We start from the raw sequence: 26,315 nt of genomic DNA, 5'->3' as shown, positions 1-26,315 counted from the left end.
ATTTGTTGGTAATAACTCTGTAAAAATCTAAATACTATTTCTTTTCTGTCTTTTTATAAATCCATTCCATTAAAAAGCAAAACCCAATAATTATTATTGAAATTATAACACCAGTAGTATTTGAAGAGTATTGTTGATTAATTAAGATAATTGTAGCTATCATACATAAAACAAAACCTACTAATGGAATTGTTTTATTACTACCAGTGTCTTTAGATAAGCGATATCCAACAAGATTAACAACACCAAAAATGAGTAAAAAACCAACACTACCTGCGGTAGATATACTTTCTAATTTAAGCACGTTTACTAAAATTAATGTTGCTACAGCAGTAATCATTAAGCCAATTGGCTGATTCCAAATTTTAGCTAAAAAGTGGTGAGGGAGTTCATCATCCTCAGCTATTTCATAATTTACCTTACTTCCACCGTAAAGAGATGCGTTAATGGCAGAAAAAGTTGAAATTAATGCAGCTACTGTAATTATTGAAAAACCTACTTTCCCTAACATTGGTTTTGCTGCTTCTGCCAACACATAATCTTGTGCTGTTGCAATTTTTGTAAAAGGAAGTGAACCAACAGTTACAAAAGCAATAATTATATATAAAATAATTACAAAAATTACAGAATAATAATAAGCTCGTGGAATATTCTTTTCAGGATTAATGATGTCTGGAGCAGCATTAGCAATAAGTTCAAATCCTTCATAAGCAACAAAAATAACCATTCCGCCAGCAAATAATTTAACTGGAGCTTCCCAATTTGATACTGCAAGTTGAGTAATATTTGGGTTACCAATTAATCCATAAGCACCAATAAAAATAAAGGAAATTAGAATTACTAATTTAATAATTACTGCGTAAGATTCTATTTTACCAACAACAGTAATACTATAATAATTAATTGCAGTAGCTAAAACAATAATTGCACTTGCATAAATGTGAGAATCAATTGTTTTGTCTTGGGTTAGTTCAAATAAATTTGGCGCATAAGACCCAAATGCTGAAGCATAAAGCGAAAGCATAATTATATAACTTATCCACAATAGATTATTAATTCCACCACTAAAAACTGTTTTTCCAAAACCTTGGTTGATAAATTTAACTGTTCCTCCTCGGTCAGGATACTTTTTAGATAACTTAACATAACTATAAGACGTTATTAATGCTAAAATTCCTGCAAATAAAAATGCTATTGGTGTTCCTCCTTTAGCGAGTGATACTGCAAGTCCAAGGACTGCAAAAATTCCTCCGCCTACCATTCCACCGATTCCAATAGAAATTGCTTCTTTTAAACCTATTTTTTTATTCATTTTGTAGTTTTATAAAATGATATCCAAAGTGATATTGGGTATATCTCAGTTTTTAATTCGTTATATACAAAGTCCACGAAAGGTAGTTTTTTAAAAGTTTAGAAACAAACCAGAATAAAAAGTAAACTCCTTAACTTTACACCGACCAAAACAACACAAAACCAATAAATGGCAGTTCAAGACATTGTAAAATACGCTTTTAAAGATACTTTTTCGGTAAGTACAGTTCAGTTTGAAAAAGCTTGTACAATAGATCATAATGAGCAACAAAATGCCTATTCTATTTACTGGATTAAAGAAGGAAAAGGAACTTATAACATAGATTTTGAACAATATCAATTTGAAGACAATGTATTGTTTTTCTTGTCGCCTGGACAAGTGTTTACGGTAGATTCCGAACAAATTAAAAATGCTTATAAATTGAGTTTTGTGCGAGACTTTTACTGCATACAAACACACGATAAAGAAGTAGCTTGTAACGGAATTCTATTCAACAATATTTATGAAACACCTTTTGTAAAACCTTGCGAAAAAGACACCAAAAAGCTTAGTTTTATATTAGAGAATCTTATAGAAGAGTTTCAGCAAAACGAAACCGCTCAATATGATATGTTGCAATCTTATTTAAAGCAATTTATTATTTGCGCTGTTCGTGTAAAGAAAGAAAATCACGTAATTAAAGAAGACACAGAAACTCGTCTTTTTAAAGATTTTAGTTTGTTGGTAGAGCAAAACTTTAGAACACTTCATTCCGTAACAGCTTATGCAAACCGATTGGGTGTTTCTCCAAAATCCATTACCAAACACTTTCAAAAGTTAGGCACAAAAACACCTTCTGACTTTATTAAAAACCGAATTTTATTAGAAGCAAAGCGTCAACTAATTTACACAGATAAATCTGTAAAGGAAATTGCTTTCGAACTTGGTTTTAACGATCCAGCTTATTTTACGCGCTTCTTTACCAAAGCAAATTCAAAATCTCCACTTCAGTTTAAAAAGGAATATTAAATTAAACATTTTTCTTATGGCGTGCCTTTATCCTGATAGCAATCAGGACCAAGTCAGGCTTTCCGTTATATCTTTTTAATTTGTTCTCGATACAATTTTCTTTCATTCTTCAAGAAAATTACTCGAACTAACATTAAAAAGGATGTCACTTCAATCCTTCACGCGGGTATTTTTGCCAACTTTTTTTATCAGTCCAAACAGAAGGAACTTTTGTCCAATTTTTGAGGTTGCTATTGGTTGCATCTTTGCAGTGTAAAACAATAACAATTAAAAAAGCCAACAATATGAAAACAATAGAAAACACACAATGTCCAAACTGTTGGGGTTACCAAACTTATGATGAGCAAAACCCAGAACAACAACTTTGCGAGTGTAAAGAATAAAAGTAAACAAGTTTAAAATAAATAATAAAACAATTTAAAAAGATGCTGAACTAAATTCAGCACACAGAAAATTATGAGCACATTTAACGTACCAAAAAGAGAAGAAGTATCAGCAAACAATCAAGCAATTTTTGATCAATTAGAAAAAGGTTTAGGTTTTGTACCAAACTTATATGCAGCATTTGCACACAGTGAAACTGCTTTAGGAAATTTCTTAGCAATAGGAGCTGGTAAAACAAGCTTTTCAGCAAAAGAAAAAGAAGTAATTAATTTAGCAGTAAGTCAAGTAAACGAGTGTGTTTATTGTTTGTCTGCACACACAGCAATAGGTAAAATGAACGGTTTTTCTGAAGATCAAATTTTAGAATTAAGAGCTGGTAAAGCATCATTTGATGCAAAATTAAACGCTTTAGCTAATTTTTCTAGAAGTGTAGCTTTAAATAGAGGAGCTGCAACACCAGAAACGGTAGAAAATTTATACGCACAAGGATATACAAAAGGAAATCTTGCAGATGCAATTATCTTAATCGGAGAAATTACAATTACAAACTACTTCCATAAAACAACAGATGTAGCTGTAGATTTTCCAGTAGCACAATCTTTAGAAGTAGCAACGGTTTAAAAAACAATCAATTTTAATATTTAAAAATAAACATCATGAAAAAATTAATAGCAGTAGTAGTAATAGTATTAGGATTTGCATTTAATACAAATGCACAAACAGTAAAAACAGTTTCTTTAGAGCAAACAACAGGAGAATTTACTCAAAAATCACTTACCCTTTCAGAAGGAACTTATGTTTTTGAAGTTTCAAACAACAATGCGGCTCCAGAAGTTGGGTTGGTTTTAATAAAAGACGGTAAAGATGGTTCTAAACCAGAAAACCATATAAAAGACGCGTATGTTTCTCAAATGGTAAAACACGGTAAAAAAGAATCTTCTAAAGAAGTAATCTTAAAAAAAGGAACGTATAAATACTTTTGTCCTTTTAACAAAACACCTCAATATACATTAGTTGTTGAATAATCTTAAAAGGTAATAACAAAAAAAACCGAGCATATTGCTCGGTTTTTTTTGTTTTATATGGTTTAATAATCTAGAATCTATATCCTAAATTAACACCAACTCTTGGTACAATAATTGGCGATGCAGACCCAAACATATTTCTTCCAATTCCTCCATGAATGGCTACAACAAAGCCGCCACTAGAAACATATTTAGAACCTATGGAAACTCCTAAAGCACCATCTGTATAATCTTCATAACTTGTTATTCCATCAATTTCTACTTCATCTTCACCAGTATTTACACCTAGAAAAACTTCACCAAAATAATTCCAATTTTGATTGTTTGTAAAATAATGACGGAAAAAAGGCGTAATCATTCTATCTTCATTATATCTAAAATCTGAAGTTCTTCCTTCAAAATTAAATAATGCAGATACACCAACTGAAGATTGCGGATTTATATAGTATTCATACGTTAATTCCAATGTTTTCATTGCCAAAGCATCACCTAAATCTACACTAATTTCTTGTTGCGCTTGAGAAAACGAACTAATAAATATCGTTATTACTATCAATAATTTTTTCATATATAATTTTTAAAATGAATATTTTAATTTTTATTGTATCAATTATAATACCACAAACATACTTAAAAAATAGCTTTTAATTGTACCATTCCTGTATGAATGGTTTTAGAATTTTCACTTTTTCTACCCAAATAATTTAAGTTTAAATTTAGATAAGAATTTAATTTCTGGTTAAATAGCATGTTCCAAGTATAATTTCGGCCAATTTGTAAACCTTCTAACATTTGATATCCAACAGGTGAATTAGCATTTCCTGTAAAATCGTTTAAAAACATCGTTATATCTGCACTAATTTGATTTCTCTTTTTACTGATAAAAAAGTACGAAGCACCAAATTGTTGTTGGTTTAATTCTTCAAAATCTTCAATACTATTTTCTTTTTTCACATACTCATAAAAGATTGAAAAGCGATGGTCTTTATTATAGAGAAAAGTGAATTTTGGTGCAATTTCTTTACTTGAAATAGTGTAATTTCTATTGGCAAAATTTTCAGTTTCTAACTTGTTTTCTGAAGTTGCTGTTTTAAAATCAAATACCCAAAATTTAGAGAGTTTATGTTGTAGTTCTAATTGATGAATAAACGTATTGTTCTCTTGATTTCCAACGTTGTATTGTTGTTTATTTCTCGAGTTTCCATACGTGTACGTTAAGCTATAATTCTGTAAATTTCTATTAAAATATAAGCTATTTCTAAAATTAAAAGCCAATGCCAATAATTTGTCTTCGTCTAAATCAAACGGATTTAAATTAAAAGAATCACCAACGCGTTGTTGTTCATTATCAATTAATAAATAAGTCTGATTGTAAAAATGAGAAAGTGTCTTTTTAACTCCAGTTTTGTTTGCCCAACTTGCCGGATTTAAACTAATAGATTGTTTCCATTTTGCGCGTTGTGTTGGCACATAACGTAAGTTTGGCAAGGCAACTCTTAAGTAATCTGCTTGGTCTTGAAATTGCGCGATTTCAAACTCTTCAAACTGTTGAATTCCATCATTATTATAATCAATCCAAGTATAAAAACCTTGTCCTGGTTCTGTTTTTACATACACATAATCTTGTCTTGCAATGTTTCCAGATGAGGTTTCGTACGTAGTTCCTAAATTCAAGAAATTATTAAAAAATTGCTGATTATAAATTATTTTAGAGTTTAATGATTTTTCGTTTTCAGCAAACGCATTTTCGGTCAATCTGTAATTTGCATACAGAGATAAGTTTGTTGTTTTATTTTGAATAATTTTACTGTCTATATAGAACGTTTTTCTATTATTTATTTGCGTAAAACTATTGCTTTTTACACTGTCGTTTGTACGGTAATTAAATCCGATTTTCGTAAAAATTTTAGTAGAATCTCCAACACCAACATAGGTTTCGTATTCTTTAAATTGATGACTTAAATTACTAAATTCATCTGTGTTTTTATCTTTTCGTTCATTAGTTTCAAAATTAATAAATGCTCCAGCCCAAGGTTTTCCAAAACTATGTTCAATAGTAGATTTTAATCTAAAGAAATTGTCTTTATCAACGAGCGAAGTATTATTAAGTAAGCTTCCGTCTGTAGAAAAAGTAGTTTTGTTGAATTTTAATTGTGAGTTGATTTCATGTTTACTTCCATTAAAATTATCTGCAAAATTTAAATGATGAAAACCATAAGAAATAAAGTCATTTTTTTTGTTTTGAAGAATGAATTTTGCGCCAATTTGATGTTGATTTCCAGTTGGATTTACCAAGTTCCAATCTCGATTGAATTCCACATTTTGAAAACGTTGTACAGTTGTAAAATTATCTTGAATATATTTATAATCGACATCGCTTTTTAATTGCCATTTTTTATCAATAAGTACTTGTTGCCAATTAATTTTAGTTGCAAAACGCTTGTTTTCACTATCATTTATGGAAGAAAATAAATTGGAATCGTTATTACTATACGCTAATTCTGCATTAATAGTAGTTTTTTCGGTTGGATTGTAACTTGCATTTATGTCAAAAATCTGTAAACTTGTTGGTGCAATCAATTTAACAATTGGGTTGTAATTACCTGCGTTATTTCCCGCGTAGCGAAAAATAGTTCCTATTGCAATTGTGTTATCAATAACATAATCTCCTTGATTTGTACCAACATTGGTGAAAGTTACTGTGTATAATTCGTCATTTTCATTTGTAGAATGTTCAAAGGTTTCTACAGCACCAACAATTGTTTTTTTATACTGAATTCTATTGGGCGAATATTCATCTAAAAACGCACTTTCAGAAACCATTAACGAAGTATCGTTACCTGCATTGGCTAAAATTTGTTTTTGATCGTCGGTTAAACTTTGCTGTAAAGGTTGATTTTTAGCATCATTCTCATTGTAAAAATGACCGGAAATAGAAAAATTATCACTTTTATATTCCGCTTTTTCATAAGTTATAAATCGTGTGTAATTTCTATCGGAATATTGGAATTCTACACGAATTCTCATATCGTTTGTAATTGGATATCTTGTGTTAAAACGGATTTCGGCAATGTTATAATCAATTACATAATCTTTAGTTTCACCTCTGTTTAATTGAATTCCGTTTACAAAAACCTTGTCGCTTCCAGAAACAATTACAATTGCAGGTTCGTTATTTGGTCCCAATAATTTATACGGACCTTGATTTCCTTCAATTCCTACAAGATCAAAAGCAGAAAAACGACCTCGAACAACTGCGCCAGAAGCAGAAACGGTTGTTTTATCGCTTAAATTTGCTTCAACCTCAACACCAGCAACTTGTTTTTCAAAATTTAAAAAGTACGAATTGTCATTTTTAAGAGAAACATCACCAGCTTTTACGCGCCAATTTTCACTGAACATTTCTATAAAAATTCTATCGAAATCTGTTACATTTTGCGAATATCCATTTTGTTGTAACGGAATATTGGTGTCAAAAATATTGGCTCTAATACCAACTTTATCTGATAATTTTCCTGAGATATTTAAGTCTAAAGAGGAGTTTGTAACTGCATTTTGATTGTTACCAACCGTTATTCCACGAGCAATAAAACCTTGTGTATTTAAACCGTCAAACAATTTAATATCTTCCTTGTTTTTATTGGTTGTTAAACTATATAATTGCCCATTATTATTTGTATTTGGGACAATTAATTTCTTATCAAAAGGCGTGTAGGTTTTGGTAATAAATTCAGGATATCTATAATATTCAACTAAAATGTCACTGTATTTTTTACTATTAATAATTAGTTGTGCTTTTGAGAAATCTACTTGAAACTCTGAAGTTGATAGCTGTTTTTTATCCGAAGTAAAAACCTTAAAATTTGCTGGATTAATACTTATGGAGTCTAATTGAATTGTATCTTTTTGTACGTTTATTATTTTAGACCTAAATTCTTTCGAAGTTTTTTGCGCTTGGGCAAAAAATCCGAAGAAAAATAAAAAAACAAAAAAGAGTTTTTTGATCATAATGTAGTAACGAAGTTATTACAAATTTAGTTTACTCGAAAGTCGAGACCTAATTTATAATCCTTTTTATACTTGTTAGAAAAGCGACTGTTGTTTTAAAAAGCCTTCGTGTTCTAACAACCATTTTTTACGCCAAATTCCGCCAGCATAACCTGTTAAAGAACCGTCAGAACCAATTACTCTATGACATGGAATTACAATCCAAATTGGATTTTTACCATTTGCAGTAGCAACTGCTCTAATTGCTTTTACATCGCCTAACTGCTTGCTTTGCTCTAAATAAGTTCTTACTTTTCCGTATGAAATTCTTGGAAGCTCTTTCCAAACTCTTTGTTGAAAATCGGTTCCTTGTGGATTTAGTTTTAAATCGAATTTTATTCTTTTTCCTGCAAAATATTCGTCTAATTGAGTTACACAATTTTGTAATACTGTTGGTGCTTCAGTTGATTTTGTCATTTCGAGCGCAGTAGAGAAATCTTCATCTAAAACAGCAATAGATTGAATTCCGTTTTCATCTCCAACAATTTTTGCTGTACCAATTGGTGTTTTGTAATATGTGGTTTGTAAATCAGACACCAAATATATCTTTAGAATTCTGTGTAGTAATTTTAGAAATTTCCTCGAAAGTTAAACCATAAATATCAACTAATTTATCTACAACTTGCGTTATGTAAGAACTTTCGTTTCGTTTTCCTCTGTATGGAGTTGGCGCTAAATAAGGCGAATCTGTTTCTAAAACAATGTGTTTTATATCAATTTGATTCAGAAATTTATCAATCTTTCCATTTTTAAATGTTGCAACTCCACCAATACCTAATTTCATTTTGTAAGAAAGAGCTTTTTGGGCTTGTTCTAAAGTTCCTGTAAAACAATGAAAAATTCCGAATAAATCATCTCCTTTTTCAGTTTCTAAAACTTCAAAAATTTCATCAAAAGCATCTCTACAGTGAATTACAATTGGCAATTTTTTCTCTTTTGCCCATTGTATTTGTGTTCTAAAAGCTTCTTGCTGTTGTGGTAAAAAGGTTTTGTCCCAATACAAATCAATTCCAATTTCTCCAATGGCAAAAAAATCACGTTTATCAATCCATTCTTTTACTAACGCTAATTCTTCTTCGTAATTTTCTTTTACAGATGTTGGATGTAAACCCATCATTAAAAACACATCATTAGGATATTCTTGTTCTAAAGTAAGCATACTTTCTGTATAAGAACTATCTATAGCAGGAATAAAAAAACGAGAAACACCAGCATCTTTTGCGCGTTGCATCATTGCTTTTCTATCTTCATTAAATTGTTCTGAATATAAATGTGTGTGCGTATCTGTAATCATTTTTGGCTATCTTTGTGTAACAAAAGTACTGAAATGAAAAGTCTGAAAAAAGTCTTACGAAAAAAGAAATTTATTAAAATTAAACTGAAAAAAATTGTTACTAATCATTTAGAATTAGAAGCAAAAATTAACGGTGTAAAAGGACGTTTTATTTTAGATACTGGCGCTTCTAATTCTTGCGTTGGTTTAGATTTGATTGAACATTTCAACCTAATTTCTGAAGAAAGCGAAATAAAAGCTGCTGGAGCTGGAGCAACAGGAATGGAAACTCAAAAATCTGAAAACAATACTTTAAAAATTGGAAAATGGAAAACGGATAGTTGCCATTTAGTACTGTTCGATTTAACGCATGTAAATACTGCTTTAACGCAACACAATGCCAAAGAAGTTCATGGAATTATTGGTGCAGATATTCTAGAAAGTGGAAAAGCGTTAATTGATTATGATAAAAAAGCGTTATTTCTTAAAAAAATGAAGAAAAAGAAATCTAAAAAGTATTCGAAATTGAGTTTCTAAATAAAATTTTGAAGTTTTTTTAATATTTTTTATGTGGTTTGTGTAAACCATTCTTATTGATAATCGATTGATTTATAGCTTGTTTTTCAACGTATACTTGAAATATTCTTGTAACATTTTGTTTTTGATGTCGTCTTACTGATGTAATCAATTAAACTAAATAGTATGAAAACTTTATCAAACACATCAATCGAAGAAAGAGGAATTTTAACTTCCAGTTATAAACAAGAAATACGTAATAATGTACGTTCTATCCGTTCAAAATCTTTATCTGGATTTAAAAGCAATATAAAAAAGTACAACGCAGCAACTTGTTGCTCTTTGGCAACAAGTTTGCAAGTGTCGTTGTTTTTTGTAGTCTTGGTCTTAATTTCTTTTTAAGACAATACTTCTTTAATTCTTTTTATAGCTTCTCTAAGTTGTAACTCAGAAGCGGCATAAGACATTCGGATACAGTTTGGTGCACCAAACGCGTCTCCAGTTACCGTAGCAACGTTTGCTTCTTCTAATAATAACATAGAAAAATCTGTAGCATTTTCTACTTTCTTATTGCGAATAGTTTTTCCAAAGAATGAAGAAACATCAGGGAAAACATAAAAAGCTCCTTCCGGAACATTTATTTTAAGTCCGTCTATTTTACCAAGTAAATCTAATACAATATCTCTACGAGATTTAAACTCGTCTACCATGTATTGTATTTTAGTAATAGGTGCTAAAACAGCTGTAATTGCAGCTCTTTGAGCAATACAATTTGTTCCAGATGTAATTTGTCCTTGCATTTTTGTACATGCTTTAGCAATCCATTGTGGAGCGCCAATATAACCAATTCTCCAACCTGTCATAGCAAATGCTTTTGCCAAACCGTTTACAGTAATTGTACGATCAAACATTCCTTCAATTTTAGCAAAACTGAAAGGTTTGTCTCCATAATTTATATGTTCGTAAATTTCATCAGATAAAATATAAATCTGCGGATGCTTTTTTAATACTTCGGCCAATGCTCTATATTCTGCTTCAGAATAAATACTTCCACTCGGGTTATTTGGCGAGTTGAAGAAAATCATTTTTGTTTTTGGCGTAATTGCAGCTTCTAATTGTGCAGGCGTAATTTTAAAATCGCTTTCTATTGAAGAAGGAATTTCTATAAAATTTGCTTCACATAAAGTTGCAATTGCAGAATAACTTACCCAATACGGAGCTGGTAATAATACATCGTCTCCTGGATTTAACAATACTTGTGCAATGTTTGCAATAGATTGTTTTGCTCCTGTAGAAACTACAATTTGATTTGGTTGATAATCTAAATCGTTATCTCTTTTAAATTTTGTACAAATAGCTTCTTTCAATTCAGCATAACCATCAACTGGTGTGTAAGAATTGTAATCCTGGTTAATAGCTTCAATTGCTGCGTCTTTAATAAAATCTGGAGTATTAAAGTCTGGTTCTCCTAAACTTAAGCTAATAATGTCTTTTCCTTCTGCTTTTAGTTCGCGAGCTTTTGCCGCCATTGCTAAAGTTTGAGAAGTTGGTAAATTGTTAATTCGATCAGATAATGGATGTGCCATTTTTGTAATAATAATTTATGCGGTTTGTGGTTGTTTTCCTAAATCAGCAAGATGCTTAAAGTGCTCTACAATTGCTTTTCTTGTAGTTTTGTATTCATTATAAGGCAAGTTAAATTCTTTAGCTGTTTCTTTTACAATTTTAGCTAATTTGCCATAATGCACGTGAGAAATGTGTGGAAAAATATGATGTTCAACTTGATGATTTAAACCTCCAGTATAGAAGTTTACCAACCAGTTACTAGGCGCAAAGTTAGATGTTGTATATAATTGATGGACTGCCCAAGTGTGTTCTAAATTTCCGTCTTTATCTGGAAGTGGCATTTCTGTATTTGGAACAATATGTGCTAGTTGAAAAACAAGGCTTAAAATCATTCCTGCAGTATAATGCATTACAAAAAATCCAATTAAAACTTTCCACCAAGCAACATCTAAAACAGCAATTGGTAAGACAATCCAAAATGCATAATACACAATTTTAGAAATTACTAATTTAGTCCATTCTGTAGCCGGATTTGGAAACTTTCCGTAAGATAATTTACGTTTTAAATAACTGTGCATTTGTTTTACATCTGTTGTAATTGCCCAGTTTATGGTTAATAAACCATATAAAAATATAGAATAATATTTTTGAAGTTTATGAATAGGAAACCATTTAGAATGTTGCGAAAAACGAATAATTCTTCCTGCATCAATATCTTCATCATGGTCTTTTACGTTGGTAAATGTATGGTGTAAAACGTTGTGTTGTACTTTCCAGTTATACACATTACCAGCTAAAATATAAATGCTGCTTCCCATTAATTTATTCACCCATTTTCTTTTAGAAAAAGACTCGTGATTAGCATCGTGCATAACATTCATACCAACGCCAGCCATTCCAATTCCCATTAAAACAGTCAACGCTAATTTAATCCATTGAGACATATCAATAGTTAAAATTAAAATGAATGGAACCAAGAAAATAGCAAACATTAAGATTGCTTTTGTATATAGTTTCCAGTTTCCTGTTCGTTTTATATTATGTTCTTTAAAATATGTATTTACTCTTTTGTTTAGAGTTCTAAAGAATTTAGCTTTATCTACTCTCGAAAAGTTTATTGTTTTCATTTGTATTGTATATAATTTACAAATTTATGCTTTTTGTAGTTGCTTTATATGATAAACGTCAGTTTTTGTTGCTAATTGTTTGTTAAGTATAACTATTTTTGCAACTTATTATTTTATTTATGGAAATTATACAGAAATATTTTACAGAATTAACAGCAACTCAAATTGAGCAGTTTTCTAAATTACAAGAGTTATATGAGGATTGGAACTTAAAAATTAATGTTGTTTCTAGAAAAGATATTGATGAGTTGTACTTACGTCATGTTTTACATTCTTTAGGAATTGCAAAAGTAATGCAGTTTAAACCGGGTGCAAAAGTTATGGATGTTGGTACTGGAGGTGGTTTTCCTGGAATTCCGTTAGCAATTTTATTTCCAAAAGTACAGTTTCATTTGGTAGATTCTATCGGTAAAAAAATAAAAGTAGTAAACGAAGTTGTAGCCGGTTTAGGTTTAGAAAACGTAAAAACTACACACGGTAGAGTTGAAGATGTTAAAGACACCTATGATTTTATTGTAAGTAGAGCTGTTGCACAAATGGAAACTTTTGTTCGTTGGAATAAAGGTAAAATTGCTAAAAAACAAAATCACGATTTAAAAAACGGAATTTTGTATTTAAAAGGTGGCGATTTAACTGAGGAACTAGAAAAATACACCTCTGCAACTATTTATAATTTACCAGATTTCTTTGAAGAAGATTTCTTTGAAACTAAAAAAGTAGTGCATTTAGGAATGAAGTTTAAAGCTTAATACCAGCGTTTTTTATTCTTTTTAGAATTAGCAGATTTTCTACTTTTCTTATGTTTACTAACCGTATTGCTTGGTTTTTTGTTCTTTGGTTGTACTAAAGGATAAGGATGATCGTCTACTTGTTTTATTGGTCTGCCTAATAATTCTTCAATAAGATTAATGTATGCATCTTCATCTGGACTACAGAATGAAAAAGCAATTCCAGATTTTCCTGCACGTCCTGTTCTACCAATTCTATGAATATAGGTTTCAGGTACATTAGGAATATCAAAATTTAAAACTGCATCAATTTTACTGATGTCAATTCCACGAGCTGCAACATCTGTTGCTACTAAAATGTGTGTCTTTTTGTTTTTGAAGTCTTCAATTGCTTGATTACGCAATATTTGTGATTTATCTCCATGAATACTTCCAACTTTATAATCGTTTTTTAATAAGGTTTGTTCTAATTTGTCTACGCCAAATTTAGTACGTCTAAAAATTAAAATTTTGCCGTTTATGGTGTTTCTTAGTAAGTGTAAACACAAATCGGTTTTGTTTTTCTTTGGTAGACGATATAATAATTGACCAATAGTTTTTGCCGTTGTACTTTCTGGATTAATTTCTACCTTTTCTGGATTAATTAAAGTTCTATTTGCAAGTGCTACAATCTTTTCTGGCATTGTTGCAGAAAACAATAAGGTTTGTTTTTTAACTGGGCAATAACCTTCAATTTTTTTAACATCGTTAATAAAACCCATATCTAACATTAAATCGGCTTCATCTAAAACAAACATTTTTAGAGAGCGTAAATCTACTTGCTCTTGCATGTATAGGTCGATTAATCTACCTGGAGTTGCAATTAAAATATCTACTCCTTCTTTTAAAGCTTCTTTTTGCGGATTTAAAGAAACACCACCAAAAACGGCTGTAGTTTTTAAGTCCGTAAATTTGCTATAATTCTTAAAGTTTTCTTCTATTTGTAACGCTAATTCTCTTGTTGGGCTTACAACTAATGCTTTAATTCTCTTTTTCTTTTTTTCTGAATCTTGCCCGTTTAATAACATTTGAATAATTGGCAACGCAAATGCAGCAGTTTTACCAGAACCTGTTTGTGCAGAAACAATTACATCTTTTTTAGCCAACACTAACGGAATTGCCTTTTTTTGAACAGGTGTTGCTGTTCTGTAATTTTCTTGAGCAATTGCTCTTAAGATAGTTTCGTGTAAAGGTAAATCAGAAAACTGCATATTTATTTTTTATGCAAAGGTAACTTAAAACAAGATATTAGAAATGTAATTTTTAATAGTTAAATTTATAGATATTATAAGGTTTCAGAAAGTGCAACTATTCCAAAGATAATGGCAGGAATTGCACTTGTAACAATCCATGATATTTTATATTTTTTAACTATTGTTATTATAAAAAGAACCACAGAAACCGCAGAAAAAAACTGAATTAAATCTCTAGCACTTGCTATGTTTCCTAAAATTCTAAGATTGCTAAAAATAAAAACACTAAACAGAAAAAAGAAAATATTTAATAAAATAAGTGTCTTTAACTTGATTATTGTCTTAAGTTGGTTCAAAATATTAAGTGTTTTTATGTTCAAAAACTCAAATTTACTGAAATAAATTTAGAAATGATTTGAAGTAAAATACTAAGATTAGCGGCAAACAATTTTAGCCCTGATTGAGCGGTTTGTTTGAGCTCTTTTTTGAGGTACGAAAAAAAAGCGAGTAGCGAAAGCAGGAAATAGCTTCAAACAAAAAAATCCCAAGCAAAATGCTCGGGATTCTTTATTAATTACTATTTCTGATTACCCTAAAAAAGGATATTTATAGTCTGTTGGTGTTACAAATGTTTCTTTAATTAATCGAACAGATGTCCAACGTAATAAGTTTTGTGCAGAACCTGCTTTGTCATTTGTTCCAGATGCTCTTGCGCCTCCAAATGGTTGCTGACCTACAACTGCTCCAGTTGGTTTGTCGTTAATATAGAAGTTTCCTGCAGCGTTTTCTAAAGCTTTAGATGCTTTTTCTACAATGTACCTGTCTGTAGATAAAACAGCTCCTGTTAATGCGTATTCTGTAGATTCATCAACTAATTTTAATGAAGCTTCCCATTCTGCATCTTCGTATAAATAGATAGTCATAACAGGTCCAAATAATTCAGTTGTCATGGTTGCAAATGTTGGCGATTTTGCTAAAATAACTGTTGGCTCAATAAAGTAACCTACAGATTTATCGTAATTACCTCCAATTATAACTTCTGCGTCTTTGTCTCCTTTTGCAAGGTCAATATATTTTGCAATTTTATCGAAAGAACCTTCGTGTATTACTGCATTTACAAAGTTAGATGGATCTTCTGGAGAACCCATTTTTAATTCGTTTGTTTGTGCAACTAAATGTTTCTTTACATCGCTCCAAATTGAAGTTGGAATGTAAGCACGTGATGCTGCAGAACATTTTTGACCTTGATATTCAAATGCACCTCTTGTAATTGCGGTTGCAATTTGTAAAGGATTTGCAGAGTTGTGTGCCCAAATAAAATCTTTTCCACCAGTTTCTCCAACAATTCTTGGGTACGTTTTATAAGTATGAATGTTGTTACCTATTTGTTTCCATAATTCTTTAAATACAAATGTAGAACCTGTAAAATGTAATCCAGAGAAATCTGCATGCGATAAAACAGTGTCAGAAATCATAACAGGATCTCCGTAAACAACATTTATAACTCCATCTGGCAAACCAGCTTCTTTAAATAAATCTACAATTACTTGTGCAGAATATGCTTGATGATCAGATGGTTTCCAAACAACAACATTACCCATTAACGCTGCAGATGCAGGTAAGTTTGCGGCAATAGATGTAAAGTTAAAAGGAGAAATTGCATATACAAACCCTTCTAAAGGTCTGTACTCAACTCTGTTCCAAATTCCTGGTGCAGATGCTGGTTGATCTTTAAAAATATCCGTCATGTATTGTACATTAAAACGGAAGAAATCTATCATTTCACAAGCGGCATCAATTTCTGCTTGGTGTACGTTTTTAGATTGTGCAATCATTGTTGCAGCATTCATTTTTGCTCTATAAGGTCCTGCTAATAATTCAGCAGCTTTTAAGAAAATTGAAGCTCTTTCCATCCAAGAAACAGAAGACCAAGCTTCTCTTGCAGCTAATGCTGTAGAAATTGCAGTATCTACGTGAGACTTGTCTGCTGTATGATATTGTCCTACAACATGTTTATGATCGTGTGGTGGAGTTATATTTTTTGTGTTTCCTGTTCTAACTTCTTCGCCATTAATATGCATTGGCACATCAATATTGCTGTTAAACATTGTTTTGTAAGTAGCTAATAATTCTTCTCTTTCTGGAGATCCTGGAGCATAGCCTTTTACAGGCTCGTTTACTGCTTTTGGAACGTTAAAAAATCCTCTTGCCATTTTGTATGTTGTTTGTGAATTTATATTAAATTTGAATTACAAAGTTACGATTTTTAATCAAACGATTTTGTGCTAAATTGAAGCTAATTTTATCAAGAAAAGTAAATGTGTACTGTTACCTATCTTCCTTTAGGAAATAACGATTTTATATTAACTTCTAATAGAGACGAAAGTCCAATACGAAAAACCATTCCGCCTAAAAAATATGATGAAAATGGTGTGGAATTGATCTTTCCGAAAGATGAATTAGCTGGAGGAACTTGGATTGGTTTAAGTGAAAAAAACAGGTTAGTTTGTTTATTAAATGGCGGATTTACAAAACACGAACGTAACGAGTATTACAGATTAAGTAGAGGTATAATTGTAAAAGAAATTTTAACTTCAGATAATGCTGTAGCTTTTATAACTGATTATGATTTTGTGGATATTGAACCATTTACTATTGTTTTGGTTGATTGGAATAATCAACTAGAAACCTACGAATTGGTTTGGGACGGAACTGAAAAACATTTTATTAAACTTGCTCAAAAACCACACATTTGGTCTTCTTCAACTTTATATACTGAAGAAATGAAGCAAATGAGAAAAGATTGGTTTGCAGGTTGGTTAAAAGAGCAAGCCAATTTTCAGCAAGAAAACATTTTAGAATTTCATCAAGATGAAATAAAAGGAACTGTTGGTACTTCGTTAAAAATGAAACGACCGTTTGTAGAAACTGTTAGTATTACTTCAGTAAAAAAAGTATTCGAAGAAAAGATAAATGTTTTGTATTATAATTTACAAGATAATTCTATTCTAGAAACTATTACATAAAAGCAAAAGAGGCTGCGAAAGCAAACACTACTCCAAAAGTTGCTAAAATCATGTAGATAAAGTTTATCATACTAAACTTTATAAAAGTCTTAAAATTTCCTTGTTGATAAAACTTTTTCATTGCCATAAAAAGATAAATTAAAAAGAGTAAAATAAATAACCACTCAGTATCAATTTCAAAGAAGAAGTTTAATAATAAATAGATTAGAGAAAGTATAAAAAACACGGTTTGTGTATGAAAAACAAATATTAAATGTTCTACATAAGTATACTTTCTTCTGATATAGAAGAGTTTTAAAAATATTGCAAATATTGGAAGTAAAATAAATAAAGAAATAGAACCGTAAGATATCATTTCCTTTTCTAATGTGTTTTCTATGTCTTTATTATTCAATAACGAATTTGTAACACTTGCTCTTTTGTATAAAAATCTATTTAGAAAAACTTTATCGTATTTAAGACTATCTAGTGCATCGTCTATTTCTAACTCTGGGTGTTTTTTTTGAAATTTAAAGAACTTATCAATTCTACTGCTTCCACCAAAAGAAATTGAATTTCCTCCGGAAGAATAAGCTGTAGTATCTTTAGCTTTTTGTTCAACAGCTTTTAAAATTTCTTTTTTAGCTACTGCTGGCATAAACGGGTTTTTGTCCAAAGACTCACTCACTTCGTTTTTTATAGAATCTATTTCTTGTTGTGTTATCTCTTTTTTGTCACCTGATTTTTTTTTCGTTTTCTTTTTACTAGTTTCTTTTTTTGTATTGCCGTTATTTAAGTATTTAAACTCATTAAAATTATTGAAAAAACCAAGTAGAATAAAGAAGATAATGGAAACGGTAATGTAAAAACGAAACGGGTTGGAGTATCGCATTCTTTTACCTTCTACGTAGTCTTTAGAAACTTTACCGGGTTTAATTATTAAAGGAACAATGGTTTTCCAAAATTTTGCGTCCCAAGAAACAAAACCATTAAATACCTCTTTAATAAAACTACCAAATGTAAGTTTAACTCCTTTGTTTTTTTGACCACATTCTGGGCAAAAAACTTCATAACCAGAAAAAGGATAGCCGCAATTTAAACATTCAGGGTCTTTTATTTTTACGAGCTTTTTACTTTTAGCCATTAGTTAAGTTGTGGTGTCGTTGTTAGTTGAAAAGTTGGAATTGCTACTAAAAACTCATCATTGTTTTCTTGGTTAATCATTTTATAAAATCCTTTCATTGAACCTGCGGTAGATTGTAAATAACAATTAGATTTGTAAGTGTATTCATCATTTGGTAATAATGTTGGAGTTTGTCCAACTACACCTTCTCCTTCAACAAATTCAGGGTCATTTAAAGAGTCGTAAATATTCCAGAAGCGTTCCGTTAATTGTACAGTGTCTTTAGATTTATTTACAATAGAAATATAATAACTAAAAGCATGGTAGGTTATGTTATTACGGTGGATTGTTCCATCGTAAGTAGTCTTTACAGAAATTTGAATGCCATTTGTTATTTTTGTAACCATCGAATAAAAATAATGGTTTTGTTTGAGTAGTGCAAGTTTTAAACTGGAAGATGTGTAAAGTTGTGATAAGAGTATTACCTATTTTGATCAAAAAAACCAGTGCCAACTCCAATTACTCTGTGGTAAATTTCTCCAAAAGGTTTGTAGTAAACAATTACTGTATATTCATTTTCTGTTTGATAAAAAGAGCCATCAATTTCAGATAAATTTACAACGCCATTTTCATTAATTGTTGCATAACTGTAATTGTAAAAACCTTGTTTTAAAGGAATTTCAGCTTCATAAAACTTTCCTTCCTTATTGTATGTCATTTTGTTTTTAGCATTCAGTTCAAAATTGTTGAAAGCACCAAATACGTAAACATCTTTATTTTTATAAGGTTCTGTAGCTTCCAGGGCAAAATGTAACATTGCGTAATCTGCTTCCGTTTCTGAATCTTTTCCGTCTAAAGTTCGTACAACAAACTGTCCGTTTATATCAGGATTATAGGTGTAAATGTTTTCTGCTCTGGGCTCGTCTATATAAAGGTAATTATGAAAAATTTCTTTTTGCTCCGTCTTAGCAATATTTAAACTTGTGTTTCTAATGTATTTATTGTCGAAATGTAAATATTCATTTCCGCCCCAAAAATTAGTTTCTCTTGTGTACTTGTACAAAAGTTGATTCTGTCGTAAAAATTGAGGTTGTAAATTATTTATTGCCGTGTTCCAATTATTATTTTGTATGAGAGAAACACTTATTTCCTGAGATGGATTATTTATTCGAAGTCCAGGATAGTTTATAGAGAATTGTATGGTTTGTTGTTCGTTTATTGTTTTAGTGTCTCTACTTCTGTAAACAGCTACACCAACTGTTGTGGCATTTTCATAGAGAACAAATTTACGTGTAAACAGTATTTCGTCATATTCATCTAAAACAGATAATAAGTAATTACCGCTTTTGGTAATTTGGGTACTTTGATTTGGTATTTGTACCGAATAATGAGAGTAGTTTTGTAACGTATTAAATGAATTTGAAACATTTGAAATGTAGTTTTGTTCAAATCCGTTTATATATTGATTAGAGATTAAGTTGCTAGGCTCCCAATCTGGAGTCATATGTTTTATTTTATATTGATATTCTTTACTATCTGCATCTAAATCATCAAAAGATAATTCTAAAACAGAACCTAAAGGAACAATTGCCGAAAATTGATTTTCAGCTAATGGGCGTAGTTGAATGGTTTTTATATTTTGACTTTGAGCTAAGCCCAACATCAATAGAAAAAAAGAAAGGATGCAATTCTTTATCATATTTACAAATGTATCAAAATATACGCCAAACTAAAATCGTTTTATTTAGAACGAATATAAATAAAGTTTTTGTTTAAAGATAAGAAAGCAAATGTTTATTAAAAATTGACAAAATCAGTAAATTTGCATGTTTTTTAAGATAACTAAAAGTTAAACTTGACTATGTCAAAAGACATTCGAATTAAAAAAGGCTTAGATATTAAGCTTGTCGGTGATGCAGAACAAACAACTACCAAACTTTCTTTAGGTAGTGTTTATGCAGTAAATCCCGAAGACTTTCATGGAGTTGTCCCTAAGATTTTAGCAAAAGAAGGAACAGAGGTAAAAGCAGGTGAAGCACTTTTTTATGATAAAAGTGATGAGCGTATTTTATTTCCAAGTCCGGTAAGTGGTAAAATTTCTGAGATAATACGTGGAGAAAGAAGAAAAGTATTAACCATCAAAATTACTGCAGATAGTAAGCAAGATTATAAAGATTTTGGAACAGCTAATGTAGACGCAATGTCTGCTGAAGAAGTTAAAAATCATTTATTTGCTTCTGGTTGTTGGCCTTTTGTTAAACAACGTCCGTATGATGTTGTTGCAAATCCAAACCAAGCACCAAAAGCAATTTTTGTTTCAGGGTACGCAAGTGCACCGTTAGCAGGAGATTTAGATTATACTTTAAAAGGTAAGGAAGCAGAGTTGCAAACAGCTTTAACTGCGTTAACAAAGTTAACAACAGGTAGAGTACATGTTGCTGTAGGTTCTTCAAACTCACCATTAGCTTCGGCTAAAGGGGTTGAAGTGCACCAAGTTTCTGGACCGCATCCAATAGGAAATGTTAGTACGCAAATTGCTAAAGTAAGTCCTATAAATAAAGGAGAAGTTGTTTGGGTTGTTAATCCGCAAGACTTAGTTGTAATAGGTGAATTATTCTTAACAGGAAAATTCAATGCAACAAGAACAGTAGCATTAACAGGTTCTAAGTTTAACAAACCTCACTATGTAACTGCATTAGCAGGAGCAAATATAGGAGATGTTGTTAAAGGTAATTTAGATACAGATAACGAGCGTATTATTAGTGGAAATGTTTTAAGTGGAACGCAAGTTTCTCAAGATAATTTCTTAGGATATTACGACACTCAAATTACTGCAATTCCAGAAGGAAATGATTATGAACTATTTGGATGGAATAAGCCAATTTTTAATAAGATTTCTACTTCAAGAGCATTTACTTTTTCTTGGTTAACTCCAAAGAAAAAATATGATCTAAACACCAATACAAACGGTGAGCATAGAGCATTTGTAGTTACAGGGTCTTATGAAGAAGTTTTTCCTTTAGATATTTATCCAATGCAACTTTTAAAAGCTTGTATGTATAAAGATTTAGATGAAATGGAAGCTTTAGGTGCTTATGAAGTTGCACCAGAAGATTTTGCATTGACTGAGTTTATTTGTGTATCAAAACAACCTCACCAAAAAATAATCAGAGAAGGGTTAGATTTAATGAGAGAAGAATTAGGATAATATGGGCTTAAAACAAAATTTACATAATTTAAAAGAGAAGTATAAAGGAACCAAAATGGCACCTGCATTTAATGCAATCCATACCTTTTTATACTTACCAAATGAGACTACTCATAACGGAACTCATATAAAAGCTGCAGATGATTTAAAGCGTACAATGAACATAGTAATTATGGCATTAGTACCTTGTTTAATCTTCGGTATGTTTAACGCTGGTTACCAACACAACGCAGCAATTAATGGTTTTACTGAAGGAATGTCTTTCTTTAGTGGAGATTTCTGGAACTTAGATAATTTACTTATCGGAGCAGCTAAAATTTTACCATTAGTAATTGTATCGTATGGAGTTGGATTAATAGTAGAATTTATTTTTGCTGTAATTAAAGGTCACGAAGTAGAAGAAGGATACTTAGTTACAGGAATGCTAGTTCCATTAATTGTACCAATCGATTTACCACTTTGGATGTTGGCAGTAGCCGTAATCTTTGGTGTTGTTATTGGTAAAGAAGTTTTTGGAGGAACAGGAATGAATATCTTAAATCCAGCTTTAACAATTAGAGCATTCTTATTCTTTGCATATCCAACTTGGATGTCTGGAGATAAAGTTTGGGTAGCAGACGCAAGAGAATTAACAGGAACAGCAGATGCAATTTCAGGTGAAACTATGTTAGGTAGTTTAGCACAAAATGCACAATCAAGCTTTTCTAATTGGGATATGTTCTTCGGATTTATTCCAGGTTCGGTTGGTGAAACATCAACTTTATTAATACTACTTGGAGCATTATTTTTAATTTTCACTAAAATAGGAAGTTGGAGAATAATGTTATCAGCAGTAATCGGAGCTTTAGTAATGGGCTTTGTATTCAACCAAGTTGTAGAAATGGGTTGGATTGGTGAAACAAGTAAGTTTTATGGATTAATGAGTTTAGATTTCTGGAAGCATCTATTAATTGGAGGTTTTGCATTTGGAGCAGTGTATATGGCAACAGATCCTGTAACAGCATCGCAAACCAATAAAGGAAAATGGATTTACGGTTTCTTAATTGGTTTTATATCTATTATGATTCGTGTTTTCAATCCAGCATATCCAGAAGGAGTAATGCTTGCAATTCTATTAATGAATGTATTTGCACCAACAATTGACCATTATGTGGTTCAAGGAAATGTAAAAAAGAGATTAAAACGTGCTAAAGTTAAAACTGCCTAGTTATGAGTAAGAGAACAGATAGTAATTTATATACACTACTTTTTGCCACAGGAATGGTAATAGTAGTAGGATCATTATTAGCGTTTTTAGCTTCGTCGTTGAAACCAACAATTGATGAAAATAAACGTATAGAAAAACAACAAAACATTTTATACGCAATGGGTGTAAATGAAAATGATGAATCTAGCGCAATCTTTGTTTCTAAAGATAAAGTAGCTGGAGAATTTTCTAAATACATTACAAAGCAAATTGTTATTCAAGGAGGTAAAACTACCGAAGATGAAAATGCGTATTTAATTGATGTTAAAAAGCAACAAACAGCAGAAAAAGAAGGGAAAGAAAGAAAGTTACCTTTATTTATTGGAGAAAAAGATGGTAAAACATTTTACATCGCACCAATTAGAGGAAAAGGTCTTTGGGATGCAGTTTGGGCTTATGTTGGTATGGATGAAAATATGGTTATTCAAGGAGCCTATTTTGATCATAAAGGAGAAACAGCAGGTTTAGGTGCAAACATTAAACTACGTTTCTTTATGGATGACTTTATTGGAGAAAATTTAAAAAATGATGGTAATTTCAAAGGAATTGCAATTTCTAAATCCAACAACGATCCAAAGAATATAGATAAAACAGATAACGAAGTAGATGCAATTGCCGGTGCAACAATTACTGGTGATGGAGTTTCAGCAATGATTAAGTCTGAGTTGAGAAAATATGTACCTTACTTTAAAACATTAAAAACAAATTAATATGGGACTTTTATCAAAAAAAGACGCAGCATTAATCACAGATCCATTTGCAGATAACAATCCAATTACTATTCAAGTATTAGGTATTTGTTCTGCATTAGCAATTACTGCAGAATTAAAAGCTTCTATTGTAATGGCAGTTTCAGTGCTGTTTGTAATGGGAGTAGGAAACGTTGTTATCTCTTTAATGAGAAACATTATTCCTTCAAAAATTAGAATTATTGCGCAACTTATTGTTGTTGCTACTTTAGTAATTATAGTAGATTTAGTATTAAAGGCGGTTGCTTATGATTTAAGTAAAACCTTAGGTGCTTTTATCGGACTAATTATTACAAACTGTATTATTATGGGACGTTTTGAAGCTTTCGCTTTAGCAAACGGACCTTGGCGTTCTTTCTTAGACGGAATTGGAAATGCAGTTGGTTACGGTGTAATTTTAATATTGGTAGGATTCTTTAGAGAATTATTAGGTTCTGGTACGTTATTAGGATTTAAAGTTTTAGGAGATCCAATTGAAAAAACAGGATTATACGCATTAGGTTATGAAAATAACGGATTTATGTTATTAGCTCCAATGGCGTTAATTGTAGTTGGAATTATTATTTGGATTCAACGTAGTAGAAACGAAGCATTAATCGAAGAAAACTAAAAAATATTATGGAACATTTAGAATTATTTTTCAAGTCGATTTTTATAGACAACATGGTATTTGCCACTTTCTTAGGAATGTGTTCTTACCTTGCTGTATCTAAAAAAGTAACTACGGCTGTAGGTTTAGGTGCCGCAGTAATCTTTGTATTAATGGTAACAGTACCGTTAAACTGGTTATTAGATCAATATATATTACAACCAGGAGCTTTAAAATGGTTAGGTGTAGAATATGCAGCATACGATTTAAGTTTCCTTTCATTTATTTTATTTATTGCAACCATTGCAACAATGGTACAATTAGTAGAAATTATTGTTGAAAAATTTTCACCATCATTATACAATTCATTAGGTATTTTCTTACCATTAATTGCAGTAAACTGTGCAATTTTAGGAGGAAGTTTATTTATGCAGTCTCGTGAGATACCAACTTTAGGTTTGGCATTAACGTACGGAGTTGGATCAGGAATTGGATGGTTTTTAGCAATTTTAGCTATTGCAGCAATTCGTGAAAAAATTAGATACTCTAACATTCCAGCGCCTTTAAGAGGTTTAGGAATTACATTTATTGTTACAGGTTTAATGGCAATTGGTTTTATGAGTTTCGGTGGAATGTTAACAGGTGGAGAAGAAGAAGCGAAAGCTGAAGAAAAAACAGCAATCGAAACACCGGTTGAAGAGAAAAAAATAGAAGAAGCTACTAAAGAAGTCAAAGAAGAAGTAGCTGTTAACACTAAAGAAATTAAATAATGATAGGAGCAATTGACTTTGGAATTATTGGAGCTACAGTAGGAGCCTTTTTAGTAGTTACCTTATTATTAGTAGCGTTGTTACTTTTTGTAAAGCAAAAGTTATCGCCATCTGGACCGGTAAAAATTACCATTAATGGAGAGAGAACTATTGAAGTTGCTTCAGGTGGATCTTTATTAACTACATTAGGTAACGAAAAAATATTTTTACCATCAGCTTGTGGTGGAGGTGGAACGTGTATTCAATGTGAATGTCACGTAAACTCTGGTGGAGGTGAAGCTTTACCAACAGAAACACCTCACTTTACTCGTAAAGAATTAGCACACGGTGTTCGTTTATCTTGTCAAGTAAAAGTAAAACAAGATATGGATATTTCTATTCCAGAAGAAATTTTTGGAATTAAGAAATGGGATGCAGTTGTTGTAAGAAATTATAACGTAGCAACTTTTATTAAAGAGTTTGTTGTTGAGATTCCAGAAGACATGGGTTATAAAGCAGGTGGATATATTCAAATTGAAATTCCAGCTTGTGAAATAAACTATGCTGATATGGATATTACTGCACACCCAGAAGAGCATGACGTAGCAGATAAGTTTGAAGCTGAATGGAATAAATTTGGCTTAAGACCATTAGTAATGAAAAATACAGAAACTGTAGAAAGAGCATATTCTATGGCTTCTTATCCTGCTGAAGGAAGAGAAATTATGTTAAATGTACGTATTGCAACACCTCCTTTTGATAGAGTGAAAGGTGGATGGATGGATGTAAATCCAGGAATTGCTTCTTCGTACATATTCAACTTAAAGAAAGGAGATAAATGTGTTATTTCTGGACCTTATGGAGAATTCTTTATCAATGAATCTGATGCAGAAATGTTATATGTTGGAGGTGGAGCAGGTATGGCGCCAATGCGTTCTCACTTATATCACTTATTCAGAACATTAAAAACTGGTAGAAAAGTAACGTATTGGTATGGAGGTCGTTCTAAAGCAGAATTATTTTATATCGAACACTTTAGAGCTTTAGAAAAAGATTTTCCAAACTTTAAATTTTACATTGCTTTATCTGATCCTGCAGAAGCAGATAATTGGACTACCAAAAAAGATATTAATGATGAAGCAGGAGATGGTTTTGTAGGTTTTATACATAATTGTGTAATTGATAACTACTTAAATCACCATGAATCTCCAGAAGATTTAGAATTATATTTCTGTGGACCACCATTAATGAACAAAGCAGTACAAAAAATGGGAGAAGATTTTGGTCTAGCAGACGAAAACATCCGTTTTGATGACTTTGGAGGATAAACGCTAAGCGTTTATTTAGATATTAAAAACCGATACAGAAATGTATCGGTTTTTTTGTTTTATAATACTAAAGTTAAAATTTTATTCGTTAGAGTAACTA

Annotated in this window: 26 protein-coding genes; 13 read left to right on the top strand and 13 right to left on the bottom strand. The window is 31.0% G+C overall.

What is annotated here, in order from left to right; genetic code table 11:
• Nucleotides 1-34: 34 nt before the first annotated feature.
• On the bottom strand, nt 35-1,312 hold the full coding sequence (locus L1S33_RS02100) for an APC family permease (protein ID WP_240561039.1): 1,278 nt from the start codon (nt 1,310-1,312) through the stop codon (nt 35-37).
• 168 nt (nt 1,313-1,480) lie between these two features.
• Here L1S33_RS02100 and L1S33_RS02095 point away from each other — a divergent pair, with 168 nt between their 5' ends.
• The 3 genes from L1S33_RS02095 (at nt 1,481) to L1S33_RS02085 (ending at nt 3,729) form a co-directional block, all read left to right on the top strand.
• Nucleotides 1,481-2,320: a helix-turn-helix domain-containing protein gene (locus tag L1S33_RS02095; protein ID WP_240561037.1), complete on the top strand. Its 840-nt coding sequence runs from the start codon at nt 1,481-1,483 to the stop codon at nt 2,318-2,320.
• A gap of 456 nt (nt 2,321-2,776) precedes the next feature.
• Complete coding sequence (locus L1S33_RS02090) at nt 2,777-3,325, top strand: carboxymuconolactone decarboxylase family protein (RefSeq protein ID WP_240561035.1); 549 nt, start codon at nt 2,777-2,779, stop codon at nt 3,323-3,325.
• Between the two features lie 35 nt (nt 3,326-3,360).
• A complete protein-coding gene (locus L1S33_RS02085; protein ID WP_240551204.1) occupies nt 3,361-3,729 on the top strand; it encodes a cupredoxin domain-containing protein in 369 nt (122 codons plus the stop codon).
• 70 nt (nt 3,730-3,799) lie between these two features.
• Here the strand turns inward: L1S33_RS02085 and L1S33_RS02080 are convergent, their stop codons facing one another.
• The 4 genes from L1S33_RS02080 to L1S33_RS02065 all read right to left on the bottom strand — a co-directional run bounded on the left by L1S33_RS02080 (nt 3,800) and on the right by L1S33_RS02065 (nt 9,070).
• Entirely contained in the window at nt 3,800-4,297 is a 498-nt protein-coding gene (locus L1S33_RS02080; protein WP_240561031.1) for a DUF3575 domain-containing protein, read from the bottom strand.
• Between the two features lie 62 nt (nt 4,298-4,359).
• The gene (locus tag L1S33_RS02075; protein ID WP_240561030.1) at nt 4,360-7,737 is read right to left on the bottom strand and encodes a hypothetical protein; all 3,378 of its coding nucleotides are present in this window, start codon (nt 7,735-7,737) and stop codon (nt 4,360-4,362) included.
• Nucleotides 7,738-7,812: 75 nt separating this feature from the next.
• Nucleotides 7,813-8,313 (bottom strand): methylated-DNA--[protein]-cysteine S-methyltransferase, encoded by a 501-nt coding sequence (locus L1S33_RS02070; RefSeq protein WP_240561029.1) that lies wholly within the window; start codon nt 8,311-8,313, stop codon nt 7,813-7,815.
• Nucleotides 8,306-9,070 carry a TatD family hydrolase gene (locus tag L1S33_RS02065; RefSeq protein WP_240561025.1) on the bottom strand — a complete coding sequence of 255 codons (765 nt, stop codon included), beginning with the start codon at nt 9,068-9,070 and terminating at the stop codon, nt 8,306-8,308. Before L1S33_RS02065 ends, L1S33_RS02070 begins: the two co-directional genes overlap by 8 nt.
• 33 nt (nt 9,071-9,103) lie before the next feature.
• Between L1S33_RS02065 and L1S33_RS02060 the strand changes: the two genes are divergently transcribed.
• Nucleotides 9,104-9,586, top strand: a complete 483-nt coding sequence (locus tag L1S33_RS02060; protein WP_240551209.1) for a retropepsin-like aspartic protease — start codon at nt 9,104-9,106, stop codon at nt 9,584-9,586.
• Nucleotides 9,587-9,751: 165 nt separating this feature from the next.
• On the top strand, nt 9,752-9,967 hold the full coding sequence (locus tag L1S33_RS02055; RefSeq protein ID WP_240551211.1) for a hypothetical protein: 216 nt from the start codon (nt 9,752-9,754) through the stop codon (nt 9,965-9,967).
• Here the strand turns inward: L1S33_RS02055 and L1S33_RS02050 are convergent.
• Together L1S33_RS02050 and L1S33_RS02045 are read right to left on the bottom strand one after the other, a co-directional pair.
• The gene (locus tag L1S33_RS02050) at nt 9,964-11,151 is read right to left on the bottom strand and encodes a pyridoxal phosphate-dependent aminotransferase (protein WP_240561023.1); all 1,188 of its coding nucleotides are present in this window, start codon (nt 11,149-11,151) and stop codon (nt 9,964-9,966) included. The genes L1S33_RS02055 and L1S33_RS02050 overlap by 4 nt on opposite strands.
• 15 nt (nt 11,152-11,166) lie before the next feature.
• The gene (locus tag L1S33_RS02045) at nt 11,167-12,258 is read right to left on the bottom strand and encodes a fatty acid desaturase family protein (protein WP_240561021.1); all 1,092 of its coding nucleotides are present in this window, start codon (nt 12,256-12,258) and stop codon (nt 11,167-11,169) included.
• A 119-nt stretch (nt 12,259-12,377) separates the two neighbouring features.
• On the opposite strand from L1S33_RS02045, the gene rsmG reads away from it, so the two are divergent.
• Nucleotides 12,378-13,007, top strand: a complete 630-nt coding sequence (gene rsmG, locus L1S33_RS02040) for a 16S rRNA (guanine(527)-N(7))-methyltransferase RsmG (RefSeq protein WP_240561019.1) — start codon at nt 12,378-12,380, stop codon at nt 13,005-13,007.
• Here the strand turns inward: rsmG and L1S33_RS02035 are convergent.
• The 3 genes from L1S33_RS02035 to pruA form a co-directional block, all read right to left on the bottom strand.
• Entirely contained in the window at nt 13,004-14,236 is a 1,233-nt protein-coding gene (locus L1S33_RS02035) for a DEAD/DEAH box helicase (protein ID WP_240561012.1), read from the bottom strand. The two genes, rsmG and L1S33_RS02035, sit on opposite strands and share 4 nt — an antisense overlap.
• Nucleotides 14,237-14,310: 74 nt before the next feature.
• Nucleotides 14,311-14,574: a hypothetical protein gene (locus L1S33_RS02030; protein ID WP_240561010.1), complete on the bottom strand. Its 264-nt coding sequence runs from the start codon at nt 14,572-14,574 to the stop codon at nt 14,311-14,313.
• A 231-nt stretch (nt 14,575-14,805) separates the two neighbouring features.
• A complete protein-coding gene (pruA, locus tag L1S33_RS02025) occupies nt 14,806-16,431 on the bottom strand; it encodes an L-glutamate gamma-semialdehyde dehydrogenase (protein WP_240561008.1) in 1,626 nt (541 codons plus the stop codon).
• A gap of 105 nt (nt 16,432-16,536) precedes the next feature.
• On the opposite strand from pruA, the gene L1S33_RS02020 reads away from it, so the two are divergent.
• Nucleotides 16,537-17,244: an NRDE family protein gene (locus L1S33_RS02020; protein WP_240561007.1), complete on the top strand. Its 708-nt coding sequence runs from the start codon at nt 16,537-16,539 to the stop codon at nt 17,242-17,244.
• On the opposite strand, the gene L1S33_RS02015 is transcribed toward L1S33_RS02020, so the two are convergent.
• The 3 genes from L1S33_RS02015 to L1S33_RS02005 form a co-directional block, all read right to left on the bottom strand.
• A complete protein-coding gene (locus L1S33_RS02015) occupies nt 17,237-18,367 on the bottom strand; it encodes a DUF3667 domain-containing protein (RefSeq protein ID WP_240561006.1) in 1,131 nt (376 codons plus the stop codon). The genes L1S33_RS02020 and L1S33_RS02015 overlap by 8 nt on opposite strands.
• The gene (apaG, locus tag L1S33_RS02010) at nt 18,367-18,753 is read right to left on the bottom strand and encodes a Co2+/Mg2+ efflux protein ApaG (RefSeq protein ID WP_240551220.1); all 387 of its coding nucleotides are present in this window, start codon (nt 18,751-18,753) and stop codon (nt 18,367-18,369) included. The genes L1S33_RS02015 and apaG overlap by 1 nt, the downstream gene beginning before the upstream one ends.
• Before the next feature lie 74 nt (nt 18,754-18,827).
• The gene (locus L1S33_RS02005; protein WP_240561004.1) at nt 18,828-20,045 is read right to left on the bottom strand and encodes a type IX secretion system plug protein; all 1,218 of its coding nucleotides are present in this window, start codon (nt 20,043-20,045) and stop codon (nt 18,828-18,830) included.
• A gap of 162 nt (nt 20,046-20,207) precedes the next feature.
• Here L1S33_RS02005 and L1S33_RS02000 point away from each other — a divergent pair, with 162 nt between their 5' ends.
• The 6 genes from L1S33_RS02000 to nqrF are packed head-to-tail and all read left to right on the top strand — an operon-like array spanning nt 20,208 to nt 26,215.
• The gene (locus tag L1S33_RS02000) at nt 20,208-21,554 is read left to right on the top strand and encodes a Na(+)-translocating NADH-quinone reductase subunit A (protein ID WP_240561002.1); all 1,347 of its coding nucleotides are present in this window, start codon (nt 20,208-20,210) and stop codon (nt 21,552-21,554) included.
• 1 nt (nt 21,555) lies between these two features.
• The gene (locus L1S33_RS01995) at nt 21,556-22,761 is read left to right on the top strand and encodes an NADH:ubiquinone reductase (Na(+)-transporting) subunit B (protein ID WP_240561000.1); all 1,206 of its coding nucleotides are present in this window, start codon (nt 21,556-21,558) and stop codon (nt 22,759-22,761) included.
• A gap of 2 nt (nt 22,762-22,763) precedes the next feature.
• Nucleotides 22,764-23,510, top strand: coding sequence for a Na(+)-translocating NADH-quinone reductase subunit C (locus L1S33_RS01990; protein WP_240560999.1), 747 nt, complete (start codon nt 22,764-22,766; stop codon nt 23,508-23,510).
• A gap of 1 nt (nt 23,511) precedes the next feature.
• Nucleotides 23,512-24,159, top strand: a complete 648-nt coding sequence (locus L1S33_RS01985; protein ID WP_072556135.1) for an NADH:ubiquinone reductase (Na(+)-transporting) subunit D — start codon at nt 23,512-23,514, stop codon at nt 24,157-24,159.
• A gap of 8 nt (nt 24,160-24,167) precedes the next feature.
• Complete coding sequence (nqrE, locus tag L1S33_RS01980) at nt 24,168-24,908, top strand: NADH:ubiquinone reductase (Na(+)-transporting) subunit E (protein WP_240560998.1); 741 nt, start codon at nt 24,168-24,170, stop codon at nt 24,906-24,908.
• On the top strand, nt 24,908-26,215 hold the full coding sequence (nqrF, locus tag L1S33_RS01975) for an NADH:ubiquinone reductase (Na(+)-transporting) subunit F (RefSeq protein ID WP_204218318.1): 1,308 nt from the start codon (nt 24,908-24,910) through the stop codon (nt 26,213-26,215). Before nqrE ends, nqrF begins: the two co-directional genes overlap by 1 nt.
• Nucleotides 26,216-26,315 lie beyond the last annotated feature (100 nt).

It is taken from the genome of Tenacibaculum aquimarinum (assembly GCF_022478115.1).
GTDB classification, from domain to species: Bacteria; Bacteroidota; Bacteroidia; order Flavobacteriales; family Flavobacteriaceae; genus Polaribacter; species Polaribacter aquimarinum_A.
The sequence above is the reverse complement of the archived record's forward strand: the minus strand, read 5'-3'. Positions and strand labels throughout refer to the sequence as shown.

Excerpts from the sequence above, each read along its gene's own strand:
- L1S33_RS02100 (WP_240561039.1), bottom strand. The coding sequence starts at position 1,312 with ATGAATAAAAAAATAGGTTTAAAAGAAGCAATTTCTATTGGAATCGGT.
- L1S33_RS02095 (WP_240561037.1), top strand. The coding sequence starts at position 1,481 with ATGGCAGTTCAAGACATTGTAAAATACGCTTTTAAAGATACTTTTTCG.
- L1S33_RS02090 (WP_240561035.1), top strand. The coding sequence starts at position 2,777 with ATGAGCACATTTAACGTACCAAAAAGAGAAGAAGTATCAGCAAACAAT.
- L1S33_RS02085 (WP_240551204.1), top strand. The coding sequence starts at position 3,361 with ATGAAAAAATTAATAGCAGTAGTAGTAATAGTATTAGGATTTGCATTT.
- L1S33_RS02080 (WP_240561031.1), bottom strand. The coding sequence starts at position 4,297 with ATGAAAAAATTATTGATAGTAATAACGATATTTATTAGTTCGTTTTCT.
- L1S33_RS02075 (WP_240561030.1), bottom strand. The coding sequence starts at position 7,737 with ATGATCAAAAAACTCTTTTTTGTTTTTTTATTTTTCTTCGGATTTTTT.
- L1S33_RS02065 (WP_240561025.1), bottom strand. The coding sequence starts at position 9,070 with ATGATTACAGATACGCACACACATTTATATTCAGAACAATTTAATGAA.
- L1S33_RS02060 (WP_240551209.1), top strand. The coding sequence starts at position 9,104 with ATGAAAAGTCTGAAAAAAGTCTTACGAAAAAAGAAATTTATTAAAATT.
- L1S33_RS02055 (WP_240551211.1), top strand. The coding sequence starts at position 9,752 with ATGAAAACTTTATCAAACACATCAATCGAAGAAAGAGGAATTTTAACT.
- L1S33_RS02050 (WP_240561023.1), bottom strand. The coding sequence starts at position 11,151 with ATGGCACATCCATTATCTGATCGAATTAACAATTTACCAACTTCTCAA.
- L1S33_RS02045 (WP_240561021.1), bottom strand. The coding sequence starts at position 12,258 with ATGAAAACAATAAACTTTTCGAGAGTAGATAAAGCTAAATTCTTTAGA.
- rsmG (WP_240561019.1), top strand. The coding sequence starts at position 12,378 with ATGGAAATTATACAGAAATATTTTACAGAATTAACAGCAACTCAAATT.
- L1S33_RS02035 (WP_240561012.1), bottom strand. The coding sequence starts at position 14,236 with ATGCAGTTTTCTGATTTACCTTTACACGAAACTATCTTAAGAGCAATT.
- pruA (WP_240561008.1), bottom strand. The coding sequence starts at position 16,431 with ATGGCAAGAGGATTTTTTAACGTTCCAAAAGCAGTAAACGAGCCTGTA.
- L1S33_RS02020 (WP_240561007.1), top strand. The coding sequence starts at position 16,537 with ATGTGTACTGTTACCTATCTTCCTTTAGGAAATAACGATTTTATATTA.
- L1S33_RS02015 (WP_240561006.1), bottom strand. The coding sequence starts at position 18,367 with ATGGCTAAAAGTAAAAAGCTCGTAAAAATAAAAGACCCTGAATGTTTA.
- apaG (WP_240551220.1), bottom strand. The coding sequence starts at position 18,753 with ATGGTTACAAAAATAACAAATGGCATTCAAATTTCTGTAAAGACTACT.
- L1S33_RS02005 (WP_240561004.1), bottom strand. The coding sequence starts at position 20,045 with ATGATAAAGAATTGCATCCTTTCTTTTTTTCTATTGATGTTGGGCTTA.
- L1S33_RS02000 (WP_240561002.1), top strand. The coding sequence starts at position 20,208 with ATGTCAAAAGACATTCGAATTAAAAAAGGCTTAGATATTAAGCTTGTC.
- L1S33_RS01995 (WP_240561000.1), top strand. The coding sequence starts at position 21,556 with ATGGGCTTAAAACAAAATTTACATAATTTAAAAGAGAAGTATAAAGGA.
- L1S33_RS01990 (WP_240560999.1), top strand. The coding sequence starts at position 22,764 with ATGAGTAAGAGAACAGATAGTAATTTATATACACTACTTTTTGCCACA.
- L1S33_RS01985 (WP_072556135.1), top strand. The coding sequence starts at position 23,512 with ATGGGACTTTTATCAAAAAAAGACGCAGCATTAATCACAGATCCATTT.
- nqrE (WP_240560998.1), top strand. The coding sequence starts at position 24,168 with ATGGAACATTTAGAATTATTTTTCAAGTCGATTTTTATAGACAACATG.
- nqrF (WP_204218318.1), top strand. The coding sequence starts at position 24,908 with ATGATAGGAGCAATTGACTTTGGAATTATTGGAGCTACAGTAGGAGCC.